Source organism: Streptococcus halotolerans (assembly GCF_001598035.1).
GTDB classification, from domain to species: Bacteria; Bacillota; Bacilli; order Lactobacillales; family Streptococcaceae; genus Streptococcus; species Streptococcus halotolerans.
Genome location: NZ_CP014835.1, coordinates 2,088,788 through 2,113,112, shown reverse-complemented (window position 1 = coordinate 2,113,112; position 24,325 = coordinate 2,088,788). Strand labels below are relative to the sequence as shown.

Sequence of the window (24,325 nt, the reverse complement as noted above, 5' to 3'; positions counted from 1 at the left end):
GTTGTTCTCCTTTTATCAAAATTATTGAGCAAAGCTTGAGACATAAAGATCAATGATGTCACGCGCAATGTATTGATGGGCCCTTGCAAGGTAATCAGAAGCGTTAGGGTACATGACGCCAACAGCAATTTGATTGTTTTGATCATAAGCCACGACGTTAAGGTTTACCGTACTAACCGTTTGACCCCTTGTATTTTTGGTAAAGGTCTCAGCTGTCCCTGTCTTACCACTGATAACCGTACTTCTACCTCTCATGTAAGATCCAGTCGCAAGTCTGCTGTTACTATTAACAACATCATAGAACCCTTGGCGAATGATCCCCATCTGATCCGGCGTGATATTGACCTTGTTTAAAGATTTGATATCTGTTGACTTGACCAAATCCCCTAAACTACCATCGGCCTTATCGTCATAAATACCTTCCACTAAATGCGCAGACATACGATCTCCATTGTTAGAAACGGTTGCGGCATACTGGGCTAGTTGCAGGGTATTGTAGTTATCAAACTGACCAAATGATTCTGTTAAGGTATTTGATACCGTGAATTTTTTTGGCACAAATCCTTCTGATACATTTGGAAGGTCGATGCCAGTTGATGTCCCCATACCATATTCTGCAAAGGTTTTACGCAATTTTTCCATGGCTTCTTGATAGCCTGCCTTCGTCAAAGGCATGTTGTAGCTGTAATTTTGCCCCATCATTCGAAGAGCTAGTTGAACCATATAAGTATTGGATGAATATTCCAGAGCCTGCGTTGCAGATATTGGCATAGACCCATTTGTAAACCAAGATTGGATGCTGGTGCTATCACCTGCAAAAACAATTGGCATATCCATCAGGGTTTCATTGCCAGTTAAAACACCATTTTGCCAGCCAGAGGTTAAAGTGGCTCCTTTAACCACCGATCCAGGTGTGAAGACTTCACTGATTGTCCCCAAGACATCGTCTTCCATTTTTCCACTACCTTTTTCATGGGATAATCCTGCCATCGATAAAATGGCTCCTGTTTTGGGGTTAATAGCGACTGCATAAATACCATCTGAATAAGCTGCATTACCCGAGGCAATTTCTGCTTGGTAATAACGTCGAAGGATGTCTTGAACACCAGCTTGAAAGTCCGAGTCGATTGTTAATTTCAGATTCTTACCCTTACTACCCTCAGATGTTGTCTGTTCATCAATAATCTTACCATTCTTATTCACAGTAATAGTCTTAGATTGATGCTTACCTTGAAGTACCGATTCGTATTGTTTTTCAAGGTAAGATGTTCCGACACGATCATTCATCGAATAACCTTTTTTTAAGTATTCTTCAGCTTCTTCTTGTGGAAGGCCTGTCTTCTCACTGGAAATGCGGCCCAAGAGTGGTGCTAAAGAACTGGTGCTGTCTTCACGATCCCAACCATCTGACACTGTCACCCCCAACAATTCAGACGCATGGTCATTAACTTGTTTGATTTGTTCATCTGTTAAATCCTCAACAACCAAGCGACTGGTATCAAAAGTAGCAGTTCCATTCATTTGACTAAAGATAGCTACTTTTTTCAAGGTTTCTTCATCAAAATCAACAGCTTTCTTCGGAACTGCTGCTACTGCATTGGCATATATTTCTGTCGATGACAAGCTATTATTAAATTTATCATACTTCTGCTCATGAGGAAGTTTATCGACCACTTCGTCAAAATGAGCACTGCTTGCCAAATAATAATCAATCTTATCGCGCTCAGAAACCCTTGTCTCAGTAAAGGTTACTAATTGAGCAAGTTTCTCAGTAATATCTTTTAACCCTTCAGCAGTCATGGTGTTACTGCGTGTAAAGGTTAACACTTTTTTGGCTGTATTTTTAACTAGTAGTTTACCCTTAGCATCGTATATTTGACCACGTTCCGTTGATGTTGAAACAGTATAGGTTGTCGTCGCTTTTAATTTTTGAAGGTAAAAATCACCGTTAATCAGCTGCATATTTGCTAACCGAATAATTAAAATGGTAAAGAGCATGACAACGGTCAAGAAAATCAAATAAAGCCTCCTTGCAATCAAAGGAAGTGTTCGATAACTAGACCAGAGACTGTTTAATAATTGCTTCAATATTCTTCTCCATAGCTGACAGTTACCTCTTATTCTATCACAAAATGTTCTGATAACGACAATGTAGGTGTGATAAATCAAAAGATTTTTTCTAAAAAAAGAACCAGCCAAAGCTAGTTCTTTTCCTTATCTTCACAGAACATCACTAGAGATAAACCCCAGTACCTCATGTTCGATAGACCATTGAGCTACATTAAGGGCTTATGATTGTTCTAAGAATATTACTTATTCGCCACCAAGGTAGTATTCTGCCGTAACGTTTAATTTTTCATCAAATTCAAAGACAAGTGGTGGGAAGTTAGGAATTTCAACATCCATGATTTCATCATCGTTCAATTGTTTGATGTGTTTTACAAGCGCACGGATTGAGTTACCATGTGCACCAACAAAGACGTTTTTACCTTCTTTAAGAGCAGGAGCAATGCTGTCTTCCCAATATGGAAGAGCACGCTCAAGAGTTACTTTCAAGTTTTCAGCATCTGGAATAACTGAATCATCAAGCAAAGCGTAACGACGGTCAGTATGAGCTGAATGTTCGTCATCTTTTGCCATTTCTGGAGGCAATACGTCGTATGAACGGCGCCAGATGTGAACTTGTTCATCACCAAATTGTTCTGCTGCTTCTGCTTTATTTTTACCAGTCAATCCACCGTAATGACGTTCGTTCAAGCGCCATGATTTTTCAGTTGGTACCCAAAGTTGATCAGCTGCTTCAAGAGCTAAGTTAGTTGTTTTGATAGCACGTTTCAACACTGATGTGAAAGCAAGATCAAATTCGATACCAGCTTCTTTGATCAATTTACCAGCATCAATCGCTTGTTGTGTTCCTTTTTCTGAAAGGTCTACGTCAGCCCAACCAGTGAAAAGGTTAGCTTTGTTCCATTCTGACTCACCGTGGCGAGCGAAAACTAATTTTACCATTAGAGTAACTCCTTTAGATTTTACGGACTAAGGTCAGCCTTATCCGCATATTCTTGGCTAATGCCAATTACTCCTATATTTTACCCAAAAAAGCGTCAAAAAGCTAGCAAAATCACAACTTTCTCCATGATAGCGTTTCCTTGATTTTGTTGCTTCGTTGTTACTATTTTTGAAAAACACTAAATGGCAACACTAGGTTAGCCACTTGTTAAAAATTGTCTAGGAAATCAGTCGTTCAAGCATTTTTAAGAGAACTGTTTCCCATTTTCGATAAAAACGACTTGTCTTTAGATCGTTTTCCTAGTCCCTCAAGCTAACCACTATCTAATCAGGTAGTTATGATTTTTATCAGTGTCAGGTTCCCAAGAAGTATAAGGGGGTGCCAAATAAATCTGTTCAGGATTCAAACCATCGATAAGCGGCTACCAAAAATAGTCCCAGCAGCAGAGCGTATTGTTGAAAATGAGCTTAATAATTATCCCAAAAACATATTAGATTACATATCTCCTAGAAATGTTTTACTTACTGACTAACTTGGACTTGAAATTTGCCCTCTTTTTGAAAAACACGAACTTTTTATGATTTTCTTCAAAAAAGGCTTGATCATCTCATTTCTCGGTGATAGAATAGAAAAAATTTGTCCAAAACACGGCACTTCGCCCTTTTTCAAATCAGGAGGAAATGATGACTTCAACAGCAACACACATTGGGAATTTTCAGTTTGATAACTGTCTTATGAACGCAGCTGGTGTCCGCTGCATGTCTATCAAAGAGTTAGAGGCCATTCGTCATTCTAAAGCTGGCGCCTTCGTCACCAAGACTGCTACCTTAGAAGAACGTGCTGGCAACCCTCATCCACGTATGGCAAGTACACCTCTAGGAACCATCAATTCAATGGGACTACCCAATAAAGGATTTCCTTATTACCTAGACTACCTTTTGTCGCTTCAAAAAGAAAATGCTGATCAATCTAACATTTTGTCTGTTGTTGGTATGTCTCAACTGGAAACGCATGTTATCCTACAAACCATTCAAAATAGCGACTATCAAGGACTTGTTGAACTTAATCTCTCTTGCCCAAATGTCCCAGGCAAACCTCAAATAGCCTATGATTTTGAAACAACTGAAAAACTTTTGAAGGACATTTTTACCTATTACAAAAAACCGCTTGGTGTCAAACTTCCCCCTTATTTTGATATTGTCCATTTTGACCAAATGGCTGATATTTTAAACCAATTCCCACTTACCTTCATCAACAGCGTGAATTCTATCGGAAATGGCTTAGTTATCGATGATGAGACTGTTGTCATTAAACCTAAAAATGGCTTCGGTGGAATCGGCGGTGACTACATTAAACCAACTGCCTTGGCCAATGTCCATGCTTTTTACCAACGCCTAAAGCCATCTATTCAAATTATCGGAACCGGAGGGGTTAAGTCCGGACGAGATGCCTTTGAACATATCCTTTGTGGTGCTAGCATGGTCCAAATTGGCTCTGCTTTTGGTTATGAAGACGTTCCTATTTTCGAGCGAGTTCAAAAAGAGTTACAAGACATTATGACAGAAAAAGGTTATCAAACTATCGAGGATTTCCGAGGCAAATTACACTATATCGACTAAACAAAGAAGAGTTGACTTTTTGAACAAGTCAACTCTTCTTCGTTTTTTATTCATCACTTTTAACTGACCAAGTGCAAGCGTACCATACTGGTCTTCAATAATAGGCTCTATAATTTCTGTAGTGGGTAAATTCTTCTCGGAGATTATGGAGTCTTTTTGAATATAGCAAAAAAGTCCCATATGACTTATAATGAAAAGCGACTAAACCACTCATTAGAAAGACTCATATGGAACAACTAGATTATATCAAAGATTCGCTCGACATTAAAGACCCTAACATCACTTTTGAAAAGACATTTGACAAGTTCTTCACTCACAGAGAGTATCATGCCAAGTTAGATTATGATCCCCCTCAATGCTCTGTTTGTCAAGGAAAAATGACAAAGTACGATTTCCAAAAGCCTTGCAAAATTCCCTATCTGGAAATGGCGGGTTGTAAAGTACTGATTCGTCTCAAAAAGCGTCGCTTCAAATGTCAAGCGTGTGGGAAAATGGCTGTTGCTAAGACCTCTCTGGTCAGAGAAAATCACCAGATTCCCAACGTCATTAACCACAAAATCACCGACAAACTCATGAGTCGTGAGGCAATGACAAAAATCTCTGAAGACCTGTCTGTCTCTGTGTCAACCGTCTATCGGCAGCTCAACCGCTTTGAGTGCAAGACCGATTTAACCTGGTTACCCGAGAACATGTCCTGGGATGAGTATGCTTTTAAGAAGGGAAAGATGAGCTTTATTGCCCAAGATTTCGATGCTAACAAGATTATCGCTATCCTTGATGGTCGGACGCAAGCTGTCATCAGAAATCATTTTTTGCGGTATTCTCACAAGGTGCGCAGTCGTGTTAAAGTCATCACCATGGATATGTTTAGTCCCTACTATGACATCGCTAAGACACTGTTTCCTAAGGCGAAGATTGTTCTCGATAGGTTCCACATTATTCAACATTTATCTCGCGCTATGAACCGTCTCCGTATCCAAATCATGAACCAATTTGAGCGTCAATCTCACGAATATAAGGCCTTGAAACGTTACTGGAAACTCATCCAACAAGATAGTCGTAACCTAAACGATAAACGGTTTTATCGTCCAACTTTTCGCATGCACTTGACCAATCAAGAGATTGTGCAACGTCTTTTGAGCTACTCTGATGAGCTACGTCACCACTATGAACTCTTCCAATGCCTTCTCTTTCATTTCCAAGAAAAGCAGGAGAAACACTTCTTTGAACTCATTTCTGATACCATCAAACAAGTCCATCCCATCTTCAAGACCGTCTTATCAACCTTTCTAAAAGACAAGGAAAAGATTATCAACGCCCTGAAACTACCTTATTCCAATGCCAAACTAGAGGCGACCAACAACCTTATTAAAGTCATTAAGCGAAATGCTTTTGGCTTTAGGAACTTCGAAAACTTCAAAAAACGGATTTATCTTGCTTTGAATACAACAAAAGAGAAGACCAAACTGGTCCTCTCTCGGTGTTAACTATAAGTCAACCCACTACAGTTGACAAAGAGCCCAATAATAAAGCTATAACTTGCTTGATTGAGAAGTTTCCAGCCAGGCGTTTTGTCATAGTTATACTAAATGAAAATCAAAAAGAGACTAGACAACGCCATTGCTGATAGCATTCAAGTTCATCAAATCAGGCAAGAATGGCTGCTTTTGCTTTCCAAAGAGTATAAGTTGCCCATAAGACGATGTTGACAAACTACTTCACTAGCGCTTTCATTTCCGTAATCCGCTCTTGTGTGGCATCATACTTAGCTTGGTAATCAGCTTGTTTATCGCGTTCTTTTTGAACGACTTCTGGTTTGGCGTTGGCAACAAAGCGCTCGTTACCAAGTTTTTTACCGACCATATCGAGTTCTTTTTGCCATTTAGCCAGTTCTTTATCTAAACGAGCTAATTCTTCTTCGACATTAAGCAAGTCAGCCAGTGGCAAGAAGATTTCTGCACCTGTAATAACGGCTGACATGGCTAATTCTGGCGCTGCTAAGTCAGCTGAGATTTCCAATGTTTCTGGATTAGTGAAGCGCTTGATATAGTTGACATTTGACTTGAAGAAGGTCTCCAGTTCAGCGTCACTTGTTTTGACCAAGATGGTGATTGGTTTTGATGGTGCAACGTTTACTTCCGCACGCGCATTACGAACGGAGCGAATCAGATCTTTCAGGCTCTCAACGCCCTTATGCGCCTCAGCATTTTCAAAGGCTTCATTAACCACAGGGTAGTCAGCCGTTACGATAGAGCCTTCAGCATACTGAGCAAAGATCTCTTCGGTCACAAATGGCATGATTGGATGAAGCAAGCGGAGGATTTTATCAAGTGTGTAGAGCAGAACCGCACGCGTCATAACCTTTTCTTCTTCATTGTCACTGTAAAGCACTTCCTTAGTCAGCTCAACATACCAGTTGGCAAATTCTTCCCAAATAAAGTTATAAAGGATGTGTCCCGCCACACCAAACTCGAACTTGTCAAAGTTTTCCGTGACCTTAACAATGGTTTCATTGAGATTATGGAGAATCCAACGATCCGTGACGTTACCAGCCTGACCATTAGCTACCTGCGCGACCTTGTCCGCAGCAGTATCCAGGTCAAGTCCTTCATTGTTCATGAGGATGTATCGAGAGATGTTCCAAATCTTATTAATGAAGTTCCAAGAAGCGTCCATTTTCTCGTAAGAGAAACGAACGTCTTGACCAGGGGCAGAACCATTCGACAGGAACCAACGTAGGGCATCAGCGCCGTATTTTTCGATGACATCCATTGGGTCAATACCATTACCAAGCGATTTAGACATCTTGCGGCCTTCTTCATCACGGATAAGGCCATGGATCAAAACATTTGCAAAAGGCTGACGACCTGTGAACTCAAGGGATTGGAAAATCATCCGTGATACCCAGAAGAAGATAATATCATAGCCCGTTACCAAGGTTGATGTTGGGAAATAACGCTGGAAGTCGGCAGAGTCCGTATCAGGCCAGCCCATGGTTGAAAATGGCCAAAGTGCAGATGAGAACCAGGTGTCAAGGACATCTTCATCTTGTACCCAACCCTCACCTTCTGGTGCTTCTTCACCAACGTACATATCGCCGTTTTCATTATACCAGGCTGGAATTTGATGTCCCCACCATAGCTGACGAGAGATAACCCAGTCATGGACATTTTCCATCCAGCTCAAGAAGGTATCATTGAAGCGCGGAGGGTAGAAGGCTACTTTATCGTCAGTATCTTGATTAGCAATAGCATTCTTAGCCAATTGATCCATTTTAACAAACCATTGTGTTGATAATCGTGGCTCAACCATAGCCCCTGAACGTTCAGAGTGCCCCACAGAATGCACTCGTTTTTCAACCTTAACAAGAGCACCAATCTCTTCTAGCTTAGCAACGGTTGCTTTACGAGCTTCAAAGCGGTCCATACCTACAAATTCACCCGCCAATTCGTTCATAGTACCGTCATCGTTCATAACGTTAACTTGTGGAAGATTATGGCGTTGACCGACAAGGAAGTCATTAGGGTCATGAGCCGGTGTGATTTTAACGACACCTGTTCCAAATGCTGGATCTGCATGTTCGTCAGCAACGATTGGAATTGGCTTATTCACAATTGGCAAGATAACATTTTGACCAATCAAGTCTTTGTAACGGTCATCTTCTGGATTAACCGCAACGGCAACGTCCCCAAACATGGTTTCAGGACGCGTTGTTGCTACTTGAAGAGCACGTGAGCCATCTTCCAGCATGTAATTCATGTGATAGAAGGCACCCTCAACATCCTTGTGAATAACTTCAATATCTGAAAGGGCTGTGCGTGCTGCTGGATCCCAGTTAATGATGAATTCACCACGGTAAATCCATCCTTTTTTATAAAGGTCTACAAAGACTTTACGAACAGCTTTTGACAAGCCTTCATCAAGGGTAAAACGCTCACGTGAGTAGTCCACGGAGATCCCCATCTTGCCCCATTGATCTTTAATGGTCGCAGCGTACTCGTCTTTCCATTCCCAAACTTTGTCTAGGAATTTTTCACGGCCGAGGTCGTAACGCGTAATACCTTGTTCACGCAATCGTTCTTCAACCTTGGCTTGGGTTGCAATCCCTGCATGGTCCATACCAGGCAGCCATAGTGTATCAAAACCTTGCATACGTTTTTGACGGATAATAATATCCTGCAATGTCGTATCCCATGCGTGCCCTAAGTGCAACTTACCAGTAACATTGGGTGGCGGAATAACGATAGAATAAGGCTTGGCCTTCTTGTCTCCTGACGGCATGAAAACATCCTCGTCAAGCCATTTCTGATAACGCCCAGCCTCAACTTCGGCTGGATTGTATTTTGGTGATAGTTCTTTTGACATTTAATACTCCTTGTATCTTATATTATGTTCTGTAAAAATGAATTGGTGTAACTCATGGCGTATGATACTAACTTGTCTTTATGTTTCTCTATAATATAGTAAATATCCATTCTCTGAGCCTACCACAGTAACAACTTTAGCAAGCAAACAGACTTGTTGGGGAATGACCGAAAAAGTTTATCACCACTCTTTTTTTCTGTATCTCAATAGTCGCTACTTAGCTTCTATATGCCCAATAGCGTTGCCGTAGCAGTTTCGGTGTTACATTGATTGATTTTCTCAACCTCATCTTAGTATCCGAAATCTGCTACGATTCAATCCTGTATCATCACTAGCTACTGGCTTATCCCACAAGAATTTATCTTCTTAATTCTGATAAATCTTGCCGCTAGGAAAGTCATAAAATAGTCCTGAGAGTGATAAATATATGGGGAGAGGTTAACTTGGTATTCTATTCTACTGACAAATGTTAATTTCCCTTGAAAACCACTCCGTTATCTTTTAGTTTTTTTAGGGTTGCTTGCCCTACTCCTTTGATAGCTAACAAGTCTTTTTCAGTAATTCGCTGAAAATCTTTAGCTGTTCTTAAATCTTCATAAAACAATGTTCTATAAATATTAAATTGTATACCATCAAACAAAGGGGTGTTATAACCAGAGAAAAAATCTGCTACCCCATCAACTACTGTTGGCGTGCCACCACATTCCCTCGCAAAACGACCTAAATAGCTGACGACTATGAGATTTCGTTCAAAAAAGTCCATTAAATAGTATGTTGTCACAGCCAGAGACTGACGAGAAAAAGGCTTATACATCTCAGCTTCCTCTACATCAAACAACTCATCTAGCCAATGGTCACTGGCAAAGAAATCAGCTGCTTCCTCATTAACATCAATCAAGTCTTCAAACAATGACCTAGCTTCAACCATCTGGCCTTGAAGTAATTTGGACAACATAAAGTGAAATATTAAACTGTCTTTATTTCGCGGAAGAAGTGGTAAAAAATGATAGTAAAGAGATTGAATCTGATTGAACCGTCCCAATTCATTATAAAGTGACAAAGCAAGGTGAAGAAAATCTGGGGCAAGACGCTTTGGTTTTTTAGAAAGAATAAATTCCACAACTTCAGCAGCGAGACCCAAAAAGCCTTCTTCATACAAGTAAGCCACCATATAGTTTAGTGCCGTCAAGTAAGGTCGAGCTTCCCAATAACTCCAATCACGATAACCTTCAGACCGCCACCCTTGCTTAATCTCATCGTAAAAATGCCAAACTTGTTCAAAATAATCAGTATCAAAAGAGATTTCTTTAGTCAACAAGAGATGATACTTAGCCGCAAAATAACTTGGATCCAAATCCAAGACCTGTCTCAATAATTTACTTCGTTGTACATTATTTGGCGTTTGGACAGCTTGACGATAGATCTGAGTTGCTTTTTTAAATGGAAATTTATTGAACAATAACAAGTGCTGAATATGCTGCAAGTCTTCTTCGCTAATATCTACTAAATCTTTTCCTTTATCAGCAGCATAAGCAACTAGGGCCTCATGCTGTTCATCAAAATGCGGTATTTGTCGACGTTCCATAATTATGGGAGGAACCGTCGTTAGATTTCCGTAGTCATCTCCTTCGTCCTCTGACAACCATTTGATATTAAGCTTTTGTTGTCGACGCAGCTCTTTCTTTCGGTTTTTCTTTTTAGCCATCTGGATCCTCCTGACTCACTCTTATCATAAAGCCTAAACTTTTTAGAAGGCAAAACATTAACTTTCAGCAGACAAAAAAATCCCTGTCGATAATGACAGGGACGAATTTGTTAGAAAATCCGCGGTACCACCCACATTCGGGTTTGAGACCCGCTGCTCACTTTTAAACGAAATCTTATCTCAGCAACCAACTTTGACATTTGTGCGGACTTCTCAGCAACACCGCTTCCTGTGACAAATGAACTTCAAAGCACCTCTGATAGATTTATTATAACAGACACTTTAAACAAATACAATCCAAATATACCCCACTATATACATCATTCAACGGATGATTTTCGATATTGCGCTAAAAATTGATTATAGGCTCTTTGCAATTGTGAAGGTGCCTCGAGATAGGCCGTCTGATTTGATATGCCGTAGTCTTTAGCATAGTAAACTCTACCATTGTTAGCCAAAACAATGGCTAAACTATCAGCTTCTTGATCGACTTGATTTTGGTAAAAATCACTATAAGTGGAAATCCCCAGTGCTTCCCTCTCTTCTTTAGCTGATTGATAGTAGCCAGTATCCTGAGATATAGTACGATACACTCTAAAGGTTGCCTGTGATTGAAAGTCAGACAATTCCTTCCCAGACTGATCAATGTCCACTAGGCTAGTCGTATAAGATTGAATATCACTATCCAAACTCTCAAATCCAGTCATATCATCACCTGATAATCCTGCTAAAACTTTAAGATTATTGACTTCAAATGCCAAGATCCCAACAGGTCCAGAAGCATTAGAGAAAGCTTCGTTGAATGCTCCTCTGACGACAACGGCATGCTTAGCATACGAACTGTTGACTAACCAGTCGCCAAAATCGGATACCAATTGATCGACTTGACGAGATGTCAGTTGTACCTGACTTCTAACTGTCGTATCCGCAACAGGTTCAGCACTTGTCAGATCATTTTCACTTAAGGGACTTACTTCAGTGAGAGTGATCATTTTAGAAGTACCTGGCTTTTCTTGATACTTTTCAGAAGTCAATACTCCCAATTTCGCGTCACGCCAAGGTAATATACTTGATTGGAGGGCTAATTTTCCATCTTTATTAGGCAGTTCAATAATCCAAGCACCGTTTTCACGTTTAGGTGACAATTGGCTTGCGAATACCTCACCGGTAGACAGTTGAATTTTTAAGCGTTTCTGGTCAAACCGTTGAACTTGAAATAAGACCTCTTCGCCATTTTGTTTATTTTCAGCAGTCACTTGAAAAGCTTTTTGAGAATCCTTAAGAACAGTTTCCTGACGATAACGACCAGCAAAGATTCCTAAAAAGAAGGCCCCTAATAATACTACCGTAAATATCTTTTTATTAGTTAACATGGTTTTTCTACTCTTTAGTAAAGGTTAGCATTTCTGAATAACGATCCTTTTCTGGATTGAAATCAGCCCCTACAGCACGTGTCCACTCGACAAACGAGAAGTCATCACCATCAACACTAAATCCAATTTCAACTTCAAATCCAGCGCCTCCCAGACCATTTGGGGTAATCGCATCAGCCTTATCATAGTCAACAAAACGATAGGTTGTATCACTAATTTTTTCTACTTTAGTGACCTTAGAAACCATCGTTTCTTGGTGAGTTCCATCATCATAATATTTAGTAACAGTACCATCTTCAGCAAAGGTCAACTTAGCATCTCCAGATTCTGAATCAGTATTAAGCCAAGTTCCAATTAATTCTGGCGGAAAAATACCATCAGTCGTCTCAGTTTCTGACTCTGAACTCGTTGAAGAACTTGAAGACTCACTGGTTGATGTTTCTGAGCTGCTAGATGAAGGTTCAGCAGCATCATCCTCTTTCTCCTCACCAAATTTGTCTAGTAAATCCTGATAAGTTTGTTGCATGTCGGCTGGAGCTAATTGGTAAGTTTCTAACTCCAAAGTGCTTACTGATTTATCATCAAGGCGATAATCTGTGACATAATACACTTTACCGTTTGAAGCCAGTACGATTTGATAACTTGGTTTTTGATGATCAACTTTTTTCTCGTAGAATGGCACATAGCCATAATCCGCTGCAGCACTCGTTTCTGATGAAGATAAGCTGCCGTCATCAACCAAAGTCTTTAACTCATCTGAAGTAGAGTTAAAACGATGGGCTTTGGGTTGATTTAAGGTATAAATCCTAAAACTAGCCGTCGATTGGAAGTCTTCAGCTTGAGAACTGGTAAGGTCATTGCCTAAGAGTGTTAGATCAAACTCACTCCGGCTATCATCCAAAGCTTTCCCATCAGCGTCGGAACCATCTACCATTGTTTTTTCAATTGCTGCTATTTCTCCACTTTTCGCGCCATAAAGGTGGGCTATTGCTGGACCGTCTTCTGTATTAAATTGCCAAAAATGGGGGTTTAAGTTGCTCTTACTATACGTATCATCAAATTGGCTCTGCACTAGAACACTGTCCTTAGCGTAAGCGCTAGTTTCTAACCAATCGCCGAAAGATTTTGCGATTTTAGCTGCACTCTCATGAGTTAGACGGTTAGTGTTGGTAACCTTGTATTCGACAGTTTTGTCTTTAGCTGAATCGCTCTTAGAAGTTTTGGTTTCTGTCTTAGCGGACTTTTTAGCATCTGTTTTTGATGGGGTCGTGAGATAAATTAGATTTAGCCCTTCTCCTGATGCAAAAGCACGATCTTTACTGTCGTCATCAAATTTAGCAAACATCGATGATGGCCCACCATTAACGTCACTAGGCGTTGCCACACCAGCCGGCACAATGGTAAAAGCTATCGGAAAATCTTTAGCACGGAAAGTTGCTACACCATCTACCTGAGAAAAATCGGTGAAAGTAACGTCAACGTTATTAATGTTACCTGTTCCATCTGGATTAAAAGTAAATGGTGTCTTACCATCTTCACCTTGATAAGAACCACTCATTGATGAGAGGTCACCTTTAGCAATCGCTGCGATGTCAAGTCTAGAACTTTCTGTCTGCGTTGAAGTAGACTGACTGGTTTTAGCACTAGTAGAACTTTCAGCACTAGGCTTTTTAGCCGTGCTATTGCTTGTTTCAGAGGTTTTAGAACTACTATCTTGACCAGCAGACGAACTTGGTTTGGCATGATTGTCTGCAACTCTTGACGTTTTTGTCGCTTTTTTAGTTGGCTGAACGTAATCAGGCTTATTCACTTCAAGTTTTGGCTCTGTCCAAGGCATAGCAGGAGGCATCAAATGAATAGAAGCACCATCATCAGCAGCCAGCTTAATCCCTTCATTAGGCTTGCCTTGATAAACTTCTTCAAAAACAGTTTGTTTTCCTGAAGCAAGATCGGTCTTGGTTACCTTAGCTTTTTTATCACTGACCAATGCGACCTCGTAGCGGTATTCTTTGCCTGTCTTTTTATCCCTAACAGTAGTTGCATAAGCATAGTTTGAATTTAGCATAGACTTGCTTTGGGTGTATTTCCCAGCTACAAGAAAAACGAGAAAGACCACTAACAAGCCCGCTATAAATTTTTTATTCTTCATATGTCACCTCCTCAAACAAATAAGTAACCAACAACATAGCCAAAAACCGCCATCAAAATAATAAGAGCGATTTTCAAAAGTAGATTTGAGTCAAACTTCTGAAATCCCGATGTTTTGCTTTTTTGAAACTGATTAGCCGTTGCAGCTTGAATCTCGGCTTCTGTTGGAAACCGACCATTTAATACTTGAAATTCTGTAATCCACTCTTCTTTTGTCATGATTTCTCCTTTTTATAAACTAAGACTAGTAAAAATAGTAAGCCATAGATAAAAGCGTGTCCTACTAAGGAAGTCCAATGGCTAAGCATTGCTGAAGAACTCGCTTCAAACATGTCTAATTGGCTTTTTGGAAGCGGTACTTGAAACTTATCCATTGCCGATTTTATCGTAGCTAATTGATTGGTCATGCCCATAGCTTTATGACCATAACTTAGAAAGATTAAAGAAGTGATACCACTAATCCCCTTTGGAAGTTGCAAAACTGTACCTGATAAGGAAAACTGCATAATGCCTAAAATAACAGATAAAATAACTGACGTATTATCGTTACTCCCGACAAGAGAGGAAACGAGCAATGCCATAAAGTGAGCGCAGAGAAAGACTAAAAAGACAGTTACGCCAATTTCAATTGAAAAATTCCCAAAAATCTGCCCTTTTGTCTCTAAGGTCTTATCAAATAAGTCGCTAAAGTAGTGAAGACCACTGACAAAGACCAGCGTCTCCACTAAAGCAAACAAAGTATGAAATACCAGACTTGCAGAGACAAAAGCCCAACGATTTAAGGTCGAAAAGAAATCACGATTTAAGATCGCCCGTTCTTTGCTGATGTATATACTATTTTGAACCAATATCAGAAGGCTAGAAGAAAACAAAAGCAAAAAGAGTGTCATTCTCGTATTCTCAAAGGTTATTAAAAATTCTTTTTTCTGGATATAGATAATCAAACCTTCAAAAATGAGGATTCCCAATAAAACTTTAATAAAATCCATGTAATGGTGTTTGAATCTATACCAGCTTAATCGTAAAGCAGCCATTCTTTCTACCTATATTCTATAAATTTTTCCGGATGTTAGCAACTCTTGATAAATATCAGCAATATTTAAGTCCAAGTATTTCCTAAGGGTATAGGGATCAGTTGTCTTAAATTCATGCAGCAACTCTTCAAAAGAACCGACAAATTTCGGAAGACCTTTTGACAAGAAAATCAAACGGTCAAAAATGGCTAAATTCTCTGTATTATGAGTTACCACTAAGATGGCCTTATTGGAGGTTTTGGCCAAAATACGAAGCGTTCGCAAAAGATTACGATCACTCAAGGCGTCCAAACCACTAGAAGGTTCATCTAAAATAAAGTAAGCTGAAGGGCTAAGCAGTTCAATACCGATACTGACACGTCGTTTCTGACCCCCACTAAGTTGGCTTACTTGCTTATGCCAAAATTCTGATAACCCCAAATCCTGAACCACCGATTGGATACGTTCTCGACGATCACTTTTACTCAGATCCTTTAAATAACTATCTCCATAAACAGTAAAAATCTCACTGACTTTGAGGTAGTCTCTCAACAAATTCTGCTGTGGCACATAACTCCAACGTGGTTTCTGATGTGTCACTAGCTGCCCATCTTCATAAATGTGAAAGTCTTGACAAGTTGGTTTTAAGCGCTCTAGCAAAATCTCAGTCAGGGTTGTTTTTCCACTTCCTGAACCTCCTAAGATGCCGACGACCTCTCCCGTCTTTAGTGTCACATCAAGCTGATTAAATAGCAACTCACTATTTGAGCGATACTTAAAGCAAATGTGCTTGAATTCTAAAATATGCTGCTTCATACCTCTCCTAATTCGATAGAAATAAACTAACTGTGAGGACAACTAGTAATATAATAAGTGCCAAACTGGTATCTAAGTCGAGAAATACTGTCATCGCTAACACCACAAGAACAATCACAACTTGCAAAAACCACTTCTGCCACCAAGAAGCCGTGGTATGCTGTTGCGAGGCAGCCTGAGGGATTGAAGCAGCTATTTCTTGTTTCACCTCAACGTCTTCAATAGGTAAAGGATAAGGATCTGCATCGTCCACATCACTGTCTGATTGCTTCAAATAGTATTGCACCAGTTGATAATCATAGGTTGTCTTCCACTTCTCACTTAAAAAATGCCGTTTAATATTGGGTAAAGCTTGCGATAACTGGCGACTTGAAGCATCAAATTCTCCAAGTGTTTCTCTATTGTCTAGCTCTTCACCCAAGGCCACTAAAACCTGATAAATATGATTGGCAGAATCTTCTTGACGAATTTTGCCACGCAACTCTGCTAAATATGAAATATCTTCGCCTGTGCTGGCATTAATCCCTTTATAATAATCAATCATGATACTAACTCATCAAATAAGGCTTGCATGTCAGATAGGTCTTCTTCAGCCACTTCTTCAATCTGATCAATCGTTGCATTGATTTGATAAGAACCAAGCATTTCCTGAGTAAAAGCATCTACAACATGAACATGAATAATTTGTTCTTCATCAAATGATAAACGAATTTCAGCGACCTCTTGTCCTTTTTGGCGATTTTGGCTTAGATACTCGATAATTTTCAAAATCGGTTTAACATTCATCGGATTTTCATAGTTTCCTTCTGTCAAGCGTAGTTGGAAATTAGATTGTCCATCAGCAACAGCATAAATTTTCTTGGTAAAAATCGCTGGAATTTGGGTATTACGAGGAACCACGACACTGTTAAAGAAATCACCAACAAAAGGATAAGTTTTTCTAGGATTTTTCCGCAAGAGCATGCCTATGCCTTGTGACGTCACATCACGGATGACAATCTGTGACGGCGAGGCATCCTCTCCCTGATGGGTTTCATTAAAAGTTACTTGGTCATTTACGATCAAGTGTGCAATAATACTGGCCCCCTCTGCCACAATCGTGTCTGGGTTGATATCATAGTTAAGTTTTTTGCCAACCAAACCTTCCATCATTTCCCTGACAACTGGGAGACGCGTTGACCCGCCAACTAAAACAACATGATCAATATCCGATAAGGATAAGCCAGCTGCCGATACGGTTGAAATGACTTTCAATTCGGTATCTTTAATCAAATCAGCAATAGCTGCGCCAAACTCCTCTCGTGACACTTCAACGCCATAAGCATTGTCATCCAAGAATAACTCATAAAAAGCCACATCATTGATAGAGAGTGTGATTTTCATTTTCTCAACTTGATAGCGCATCTGCATTTCTTCTTTTGGTGTTAACATGGTCATATTGACACCTTGATTTTCAAGTTTATCCTTTACAAGATTAACTAAACGTTTGTCAAAATCCAAACCTCCCAAACGCTGATTGCCGTCTGTCGCTAAAATATCATAGTGGTCTTGCTGAACATTCATCAGCGTCACATCAAACGTTCCACCGCCTAAATCATAGACTAAAACATTGCCATTAACGCCCTTTTCACTAGCGTAAGCAATGGCTGCAGCAGTGGGTTCATTGATAATTCTCAAAACATTAAATCCTGCTAATTGACCTGCCCTTTTAGTGGCAACTCTCTGCTCTGAGGTAAAATAAGCTGGCACAGTGATAACAACATCTTGGATGTCATCCACGCCCATTTCGATAGCTAATTGACGTGATCGAAGTTTGAATTCATGTAAAATCAAGGCAGATAATATTTCTGCACTCACACGCTTGTGATCAATCACTTCATTTTCAATTTGACGTGCCATGTCACGTTTAAAGTCATTTTTAAAATAATCAATTTTTCCGATTTCAGTTCCACGACTGATGGCCTCTTTTCCGTAGAAAACACGATTTTTTCCATTAATTTTTGAAAAATAAATAGCCGATCGCAAAATCGTCTCATCATTGGCCCCAATTGGAATAATCTCTGGCTGACCGTTTTTCACAATAGCCATAGCTGAGTTTGTCGTTCCTAAATCAATTCCTAACGCTTGTTTCATACTCATCTCTTTCTCTCATACAAAATAAGGAGCGAGGGGCAGCTTACCTTAGGTTTTTAAAACTACCTCGCTTCCCTACTCAATAGGATATCCTGTATTAATCTTCCTGACGATCTTAGTTAACCGTATCTTTTCGGTTAATTAATCTCGAATCGCTAGCTTTGCCACTAATCCGATAATCACTGAAGTAAGCATCACTATAATCCGACTTGTTTTTCGTCCCAATATAGTTAACCATCACCGACCAAGCTGTTTTATCATCATAATAACCTGAATTTTTGAATTTTGAATCGTAAGCATAATAAAAACTATTCACAACCGTAAAATCAACGACATATTTTTTAGCGCTAACTTGTTTGACATTGGTTACATCAATATCATCAAAGCTAATACTTTCTGCTGGACGGTTCTTAGCATTAGTAGTGTTAGTCTCAATCATATTAACAACGTCTTTATACATGCTATTTGTCGCACCACCTTGAAAAATATCTGTTAATCCATCTGGTGTCGTATGATTATCCTCATAGTCATCTAACTTCTGATAAGCTGCCGTCAAAAGTTGATCAGCTGTATCTCGATCTAATACCCCTTTGGCATCTAAGGTTACACTATCGCCATCTGCTATATCTTTAATGGAGTAGGTGTTAGAAGTTACTTTGGATGCATCTTCAAAGGTTTTTTGGACTGATAATTTTGCATTTTTAGTCACCGCTAGATTAGACACATCAGCTTTGCCATTAGCCAAGCGAGTAACTTTTTTAGAGCCGACATACAAGTCACCATCTGCCAAATTACTATTCACCTCAAAGGACAAATAGGTAATGTCAAGAGACACATGCTGATCAGCCTTCAAAGTCTGCTTAGAACTCGCTGAGACTTCTTGGTCATCTAACTTACCCGTCAGTGAGAAGTGATAGTCGCCTGGGTAGAGACGAACAGTCTTTGAAAAATGATCTGAATCTGATTTTTCCCACCGTTTATCATTGATGGAAATAGTCATCCCTTTCGTATTCGTCGAGATGGTCGTGTCAGCGGGTTGAATCATCACTTTCCAATCAGGAAATACCAACCATCTTCGCCCTACTTCAGCCATTTTGTTTCCTGAGAGTAAATCAACTAATTCAGGTTTTGAGCTAGTCGCTTTTGTTAAATAGCTGATTTCCGACTTCTTGATTGGTTTTTGACTATCTGACCATACTTCGTATTCTAGCTGTTGAGCTATCGTATCAGACGTTTCAAGGTAACGCTTAGCAACCGATTCTCTCGAATAATAATGATTTCCAAATAGATAAACACCTAGAATTACCGCTGCTAGAACACCACCAGTGATGTAGAGGTAGCGCTTCTTATCCCTGATAGGCTTGCCAGCTTTTTTAGAGGTTTGTCCCAAAAACTGATGAATGATCCGCAAATCAAAATGGCTCTCTTTACCCGCTATAAATTCTTTGGGACTAGGTTTACGTCCAACAAATTTTTCAAAAGCAGCAATCCAGTCAGCCTGCTTCTCTTTCAGAGACTTAGCAGAAGCAATAGCTTGTTCCTGAGCAGACGTCATTTCTAATTGTGGTCTTACATTAGGCTGCTGTGGAGCCTTGTTAGCCACCTTCGAAGGACCAAGTTTTGGCATCCGTAACTGTGATGGCTCGTTTGGCGTAATAGAGGTCTCTTCAATTTCAGTATTAGCATAAGTCTCGTCAGAAACAGCATAGATAATACTAGGACTCTCATCATCCTCCAAGACTTTTTTGGAGCTGTCATTTAAGTCTACTTCTTGTGAAAACTCTTCGTCAGAAACAGCATAGATAATGCTAGAACTCTCATCATCCTCCAAGACTTTTTGGGGGCTGTCATTTAAGTCTACTTCTTGTGAAAACTCTTCGTCAGAAACATCATAGATGAGGCTAGAACTCTCATCATCCTCCAAGACTTTTTTGGAGCTGTCATTTAAGTCTACTTCTTGTGAAAAGTCTTCGTCAGAAACATCATAAAGCACTTGATTTGCTTGCCAATCATCATGTCTGTGTTCTCTTTTTTCTCTTAAGCTAGAAGCCTCTAGAGGTGATGAGGCTGGATCCTGTTCATCTAAACCAATCATGCTATAAATGGTGTCAGTAGCAAAGCCATTGTCTTTACCAGCCTTAAACTCCTTTGGAGTGGGCTTTCTACCGTTCACTTGCTCAAACAAAGTAATCCACTGTTCTTGACTTATCATTGTTAACTGCGCTCACTTTCTCTTAGAATGCGACTTGGTCGTTGAGAGAGATAAATGAATCCAGAATAGAAGCCATCATCCATTTATCCACAACATAAACCACAGCTAACAACAGAAATACAGCTGCAATAGACAAGTAAGTATTGTTTAAAAACGACAACTCACCCTTTATTGCTTTAACCATAGAAACGATTAAGACCACTAAACCTACCATAGATAGAATCAGCAAATAGGTCATTACTGATACCATCGATTGCAAGGCAGGAATTTGCTTGACTAAGCTTAAGAGACTGGACAAGATATTGCTGACTTGTCCATCTGAGTCGGTTAGGATATTAGTAATACTCGAAACGTACTTCTCACTCACAATGAGCGTATTTTTAACTAAAAAGCTCGACAGAAAAGCAACAACATTCAACACCAACAATAACGGAGTTGTCCCTAGTAAACCACCAAAACGTTCCATCAACTTTCTAGAATCTTTATGAAGCACAGCTGGCAAACCATAAGCGACTAAATATATCATCAGAATCAGCACAAGGAAATATAAGAATTTTCCAAAGCCAAACTCACGTGAGATAAAATTGAGAAAGTGATCATAAGCTTCTGGCAAGTTTGTTTTGAGAGAGCCAGATCCTGTCGAAATATTGGCGATAGACAACAATAGTCGACGACAATAATTAAGAAGACCACCGGCTAGAAAACTGGCTGATAAAACAAGAGTAATGCCACCAAAGGCCAATCGTTGCCCATCTCCATCAACTTGTGGGTATTTAAGAGCATTCAAAAACCATGACAAATAGTGTCCGCTATACGCTTTGACTTTATCAACCTTGTCGTTGGTTTTGCTGATTTCAGGAGTATCTGGTTTAACTGGAACGGGTTGCTCAGGCAGTGTCTCCGAGTAAGTTTGGTTACCCTTGCTATCTTCAGAAACATCATAAATCATCTCTTGATGCTTGAGAGGCGGACTGACTTGATCATCCTCAAACTCACCAGCTGCTAGTGCTTGTACCACTTCATCTTTTGTTGCTTCTCTGCCATTAATGGCTTCAAAATATTCTAACCACTCGGTTCTTGTCATTATAATCTCCTAAATAGTTCTTAAATTTTTGTTAATATTGTAACATAACTCTACCTAGGTTTCAATTAAACTTTCTAATAATTCTAAAGGACAATCATTAGTAACCTCACTGATAGCTGTAAGATTTAAACAACCTTATTAATAGCCAATTCACACTCTAGATGGCTAGTAACGAAATTCCGTTATCTTATCCATAACCACCTAATGCATTGTCATCTTCAGATAAGAAAGCATCTAACCAGCCAGCCTTCTTGTTTCAGATTATCAACTGAAATAGGACAGGACAAAAGCACCTCAGAAAAGCATCGCTAGTTGGCAATACCTTTCTGAAAGGCTTTTGGATGCAACTCCTATTTTCTTCATTGAACGCTACTCAGGTGAGCAGAAAGAGATCACCGTTTATAACCCCACTCTCTCATAAAACGTTTAGTCTTTCCAGCTGATACTGGCACAGTCGCTATTCTTCATAGCAATCAAGGTTGGCAGTATCAGCATCAGTCTTACCGTAGCTTCTTAGAATCTCAGGGTATTGATCCATCTATGCCATTTCATGATAAGATCCTTCTTTGGCATTCTGAAGTCTGAGATATTATATAAATTTGAGAAATCCTACCAATCTCTGGACGACCTTGAACAAGCAATTACCGATGACATGTTTTACTACAACAAACGAATCAAACTAACAGTAAAAGGACTGAGTCTTGTGTAATACAGAACTCAATCCTTGCTTTAATATAATGTCTAACATTTTGGAGTCACTCCAAATGTTAAAGTGCTTACTTCTTTTGACTTGCGAAACTTAAAAATTCATAAGAGAGACTAGTCGTTGTCGCATTAAGCGAATAGTTTTCCAATTCATTAACATTACTACGCAATTTTTGCGCATAGGACTTGGAAATAAGATTATCTTCTTCAAACTCAGCAATGGTTTTACGTTCTAAATAATAACCTCGCAAAATATCATCATTGCTATCTGGAATCAGATGCATGATGACCCGTTCCACAAAGAGCCCTGACTTGATGAGTTCTGCATCACGCAAACGCGCATTTTGAAGATAATCTACTAAAGAATGATTGTAATAACCTTCTAATTCTTCAAGTGCTTCTAAGATAATCTCTGTGTTAGAGAGATAAAGTTCTGTGATATTTTCTCGGTTTTGTTCGGTTAATTGACGCGGAGTCCTAATCCGCTTTCTCATCGCCCGAATCTTGGATCCAAAGGTCATTACTTCATGTAAAGTTGCCCTTAAAACACGCATGAAAATCCTAAAACCATAGGTAAAGCTGGAGACAAAGCTACGGTTAACTTGTTTCTCCAAAACTTTTAAATAACCTTGATAAATACGATATTCTTTAAGATCAATTAGCCCTTCATCAAAGGCATATTCTAACCCCTCGCTCTCAATACCAATAATAAAGAGTTGTAAATCTGCCAAATCCTTTTTGACACTATTGGGTTCTTGTTCTAAAATCAGATGTTCAATACGAGCATTGTAATTATCGATGACGGCATAAAGTGATGCCTTATCTGGTTTCTCTTTACTATCTTGCTCCAAAATAGTCAAAACTTTGGATAAGATTGAAATTTTCATCAGGTTATCAACCGGTCGTTCAATAGGCGGAGCCAGTAGGGGTAAAATAACCAATCCTGATAGAAAACTAAGTAGCGTGACAGCTGCAACCATGAAAAGTAACAGACTGTACTGAAAATTGTCAAGGCGAGGTAGCAACAAGATCGTCGCAATTGAAACTGTTCCTTTCACCCCTGAAAATGTGAGTAACAGAATATCTTTGAATGATTTCCTTAATAGCCTATGATAGTAAACATTCTTGAATGTATAATAAGCGCTAATCGTCACAAAACGGATCAGAATCATTATCGCTGTCAGGCCAACAACAAGGGCAAACAAATAAAGATTGCTATATCTTGGACTCGTTAAAACAGGTACAACGATTGAGGTCAATTCCGTCCCAAAAATCAGAAAGACTACTCCATTAAGCATAAAGTTAATGGTCTCCCAAACGATCTGGCCCACACGATAAACTTGCGCATCAAATAGGGTCACTTTTCTTAAGCGACTGGCTTGCATAACGCCAGCAACAACCACAGCGATAATAGCCGAGACATTGACTGCCGAAGCAACAAAATAGGTCACAAACGGCAAAGCTATTTCTAATAGTAGCGCACCTGTCACATCAGCAGCATCAAATTTTTCTAATAAAGATAGTAGGATACGATTTACGAAAGCAAATAGCAAACCAATGATAATACCTCCAAAAATCGTAATAAGCAACTTAACACCTGCTTCGGCCAATGAAAAATAGCCTGTTAACAAAGCTGTTACTGCAAATTGAAAGGCAACCAGACCGCTAGCGTCATTTAATAGTCCCTCTAGTTTAAGAATATTTTCAATACGCTTGGGAAAAGCAAATCGTTTTGAGATGGAAATAAAGGCTACCGCATCTGTCGGCGCTAGAGCTGCACCCAAAGCAAAGTAGGCAGCCATTGGTAACTCTATCGGAAGAAGATAGCTGGCTAGTGCTCCTATCCCTAATGCTGTCACAAAAACCAAAGGAAGGATGAGGAAGCTAATAAAACTTCGATATTTTAAAAAGCTCCTAACATCTGCTTCTTCACCCTCACGAAAGTTGAGGGGCGCAATGACGAAAGCTATAAACAATTCCGGATTGAGCTCTATCCCTTTTCCACCTTGAGAAATACCATAGGTAATCCCCAGCAGAAGTTGGACCAAGGGCAGGGGGATTTTGGGAAACACCCTATTAACCACATTGGAAACGATTAATGAAAAAAGGAAGACAATCACCAGGATGGATATCTCCATGCGG

The 24,325-nt window shown here is 39.6% G+C and carries 16 protein-coding genes and 1 pseudogene; 3 read left to right on the top strand and 14 right to left on the bottom strand.

All coding sequences use genetic code 11. The annotated features are described in order from the left end of the window. Positions 1-21: 21 nt before the first annotated feature. Positions 22-2,088, bottom strand: a complete 2,067-nt coding sequence (pbp2b, locus tag A2G56_RS09655; RefSeq protein ID WP_237334412.1) for a penicillin-binding protein PBP2B — start codon at positions 2,086-2,088, stop codon at positions 22-24. A gap of 225 nt (positions 2,089-2,313) precedes the next feature. Further along, positions 2,314-3,009 carry a phosphoglycerate mutase gene (locus A2G56_RS09650; RefSeq protein WP_062712076.1) on the bottom strand — a complete coding sequence of 232 codons (696 nt, stop codon included), beginning with the start codon at positions 3,007-3,009 and terminating at the stop codon, positions 2,314-2,316. A gap of 684 nt (positions 3,010-3,693) precedes the next feature. Here A2G56_RS09650 and A2G56_RS09645 point away from each other — a divergent pair. Both A2G56_RS09645 and A2G56_RS09635 read left to right on the top strand, forming a co-directional pair. After that, positions 3,694-4,629, top strand: a complete 936-nt coding sequence (locus A2G56_RS09645) for a dihydroorotate oxidase (protein WP_062712073.1) — start codon at positions 3,694-3,696, stop codon at positions 4,627-4,629. Positions 4,630-4,856: 227 nt separating this feature from the next. After that, on the top strand, positions 4,857-6,116 hold the full coding sequence (locus A2G56_RS09635) for an ISL3 family transposase (RefSeq protein WP_062712068.1): 1,260 nt from the start codon (positions 4,857-4,859) through the stop codon (positions 6,114-6,116). Between the two features lie 226 nt (positions 6,117-6,342). Here A2G56_RS09635 and A2G56_RS09630 read toward each other — a convergent pair whose 3' ends face one another. The 11 genes from A2G56_RS09630 to A2G56_RS09580 all read right to left on the bottom strand — a co-directional run bounded on the left by A2G56_RS09630 (position 6,343) and on the right by A2G56_RS09580 (position 21,478). Then, complete coding sequence (locus A2G56_RS09630) at positions 6,343-8,994, bottom strand: valine--tRNA ligase (RefSeq protein WP_062712065.1); 2,652 nt, start codon at positions 8,992-8,994, stop codon at positions 6,343-6,345. A gap of 469 nt (positions 8,995-9,463) precedes the next feature. Then, positions 9,464-10,699, bottom strand: coding sequence for a hypothetical protein (locus tag A2G56_RS09625; RefSeq protein WP_062712062.1), 1,236 nt, complete (start codon positions 10,697-10,699; stop codon positions 9,464-9,466). Positions 10,700-11,019: 320 nt separating this feature from the next. Next, complete coding sequence (locus tag A2G56_RS09620; protein ID WP_062712059.1) at positions 11,020-12,072, bottom strand: hypothetical protein; 1,053 nt, start codon at positions 12,070-12,072, stop codon at positions 11,020-11,022. A gap of 7 nt (positions 12,073-12,079) precedes the next feature. Next, a complete protein-coding gene (locus A2G56_RS09615) occupies positions 12,080-14,221 on the bottom strand; it encodes a hypothetical protein (protein WP_062712056.1) in 2,142 nt (713 codons plus the stop codon). Positions 14,222-14,232: 11 nt separating this feature from the next. Further along, on the bottom strand, positions 14,233-14,439 hold the full coding sequence (locus A2G56_RS09610; protein ID WP_062712053.1) for a hypothetical protein: 207 nt from the start codon (positions 14,437-14,439) through the stop codon (positions 14,233-14,235). After that, a complete protein-coding gene (locus tag A2G56_RS09605; protein WP_062712050.1) occupies positions 14,436-15,254 on the bottom strand; it encodes an ABC transporter permease in 819 nt (272 codons plus the stop codon). The genes A2G56_RS09610 and A2G56_RS09605 overlap by 4 nt, the downstream gene beginning before the upstream one ends. 9 nt (positions 15,255-15,263) lie before the next feature. Beyond that, a complete protein-coding gene (locus A2G56_RS09600) occupies positions 15,264-16,049 on the bottom strand; it encodes an ATP-binding cassette domain-containing protein (protein WP_062712047.1) in 786 nt (261 codons plus the stop codon). 7 nt (positions 16,050-16,056) lie between these two features. Continuing rightward, positions 16,057-16,593 (bottom strand): hypothetical protein, encoded by a 537-nt coding sequence (locus A2G56_RS09595; protein ID WP_062712044.1) that lies wholly within the window; start codon positions 16,591-16,593, stop codon positions 16,057-16,059. Then, positions 16,590-18,182 (bottom strand): Hsp70 family protein, encoded by a 1,593-nt coding sequence (locus tag A2G56_RS09590; protein WP_062712041.1) that lies wholly within the window; start codon positions 18,180-18,182, stop codon positions 16,590-16,592. The genes A2G56_RS09595 and A2G56_RS09590 overlap by 4 nt, the downstream gene beginning before the upstream one ends. 115 nt (positions 18,183-18,297) lie before the next feature. Continuing rightward, entirely contained in the window at positions 18,298-20,394 is a 2,097-nt protein-coding gene (locus A2G56_RS09585; RefSeq protein ID WP_062712037.1) for a zinc ribbon domain-containing protein, read from the bottom strand. 22 nt (positions 20,395-20,416) lie between these two features. Then, positions 20,417-21,478 (bottom strand): hypothetical protein, encoded by a 1,062-nt coding sequence (locus A2G56_RS09580; RefSeq protein ID WP_062712034.1) that lies wholly within the window; start codon positions 21,476-21,478, stop codon positions 20,417-20,419. Positions 21,479-21,937: 459 nt separating this feature from the next. Here A2G56_RS09580 and A2G56_RS11025 point away from each other — a divergent pair. Then, positions 21,938-22,187 (top strand): annotated as a pseudogene (locus A2G56_RS11025) (IS3 family transposase); the annotation flags it as partial. 67 nt (positions 22,188-22,254) lie between these two features. Here A2G56_RS11025 and A2G56_RS09575 read toward each other — a convergent pair. Beyond that, positions 22,255-24,321: a cation:proton antiporter gene (locus A2G56_RS09575; RefSeq protein WP_062712032.1), complete on the bottom strand. Its 2,067-nt coding sequence runs from the start codon at positions 24,319-24,321 to the stop codon at positions 22,255-22,257. Positions 24,322-24,325 lie beyond the last annotated feature (4 nt).

Bases quoted from the DNA above. Each gene is read 5' to 3' on its own strand.
- A2G56_RS09650 (WP_062712076.1), bottom strand. From the start codon at position 3,009: ATGGTAAAATTAGTTTTCGCTCGCCACGGTGAGTCAGAATGGAACAAA.
- A2G56_RS09645 (WP_062712073.1), top strand. From the start codon at position 3,694: ATGACTTCAACAGCAACACACATTGGGAATTTTCAGTTTGATAACTGT.
- A2G56_RS09635 (WP_062712068.1), top strand. From the start codon at position 4,857: ATGGAACAACTAGATTATATCAAAGATTCGCTCGACATTAAAGACCCT.
- A2G56_RS09630 (WP_062712065.1), bottom strand. From the start codon at position 8,994: ATGTCAAAAGAACTATCACCAAAATACAATCCAGCCGAAGTTGAGGCT.
- A2G56_RS09625 (WP_062712062.1), bottom strand. From the start codon at position 10,699: ATGGCTAAAAAGAAAAACCGAAAGAAAGAGCTGCGTCGACAACAAAAG.
- A2G56_RS09620 (WP_062712059.1), bottom strand. From the start codon at position 12,072: ATGTTAACTAATAAAAAGATATTTACGGTAGTATTATTAGGGGCCTTC.
- A2G56_RS09615 (WP_062712056.1), bottom strand. From the start codon at position 14,221: ATGAAGAATAAAAAATTTATAGCGGGCTTGTTAGTGGTCTTTCTCGTT.
- A2G56_RS09610 (WP_062712053.1), bottom strand. From the start codon at position 14,439: ATGACAAAAGAAGAGTGGATTACAGAATTTCAAGTATTAAATGGTCGG.
- A2G56_RS09605 (WP_062712050.1), bottom strand. From the start codon at position 15,254: ATGGCTGCTTTACGATTAAGCTGGTATAGATTCAAACACCATTACATG.
- A2G56_RS09600 (WP_062712047.1), bottom strand. From the start codon at position 16,049: ATGAAGCAGCATATTTTAGAATTCAAGCACATTTGCTTTAAGTATCGC.
- A2G56_RS09595 (WP_062712044.1), bottom strand. From the start codon at position 16,593: ATGATTGATTATTATAAAGGGATTAATGCCAGCACAGGCGAAGATATT.
- A2G56_RS09590 (WP_062712041.1), bottom strand. From the start codon at position 18,182: ATGAAACAAGCGTTAGGAATTGATTTAGGAACGACAAACTCAGCTATG.
- A2G56_RS09585 (WP_062712037.1), bottom strand. From the start codon at position 20,394: ATGATAAGTCAAGAACAGTGGATTACTTTGTTTGAGCAAGTGAACGGT.
- A2G56_RS09580 (WP_062712034.1), bottom strand. From the start codon at position 21,478: ATGACAAGAACCGAGTGGTTAGAATATTTTGAAGCCATTAATGGCAGA.
- A2G56_RS09575 (WP_062712032.1), bottom strand. From the start codon at position 24,321: ATGGAGATATCCATCCTGGTGATTGTCTTCCTTTTTTCATTAATCGTT.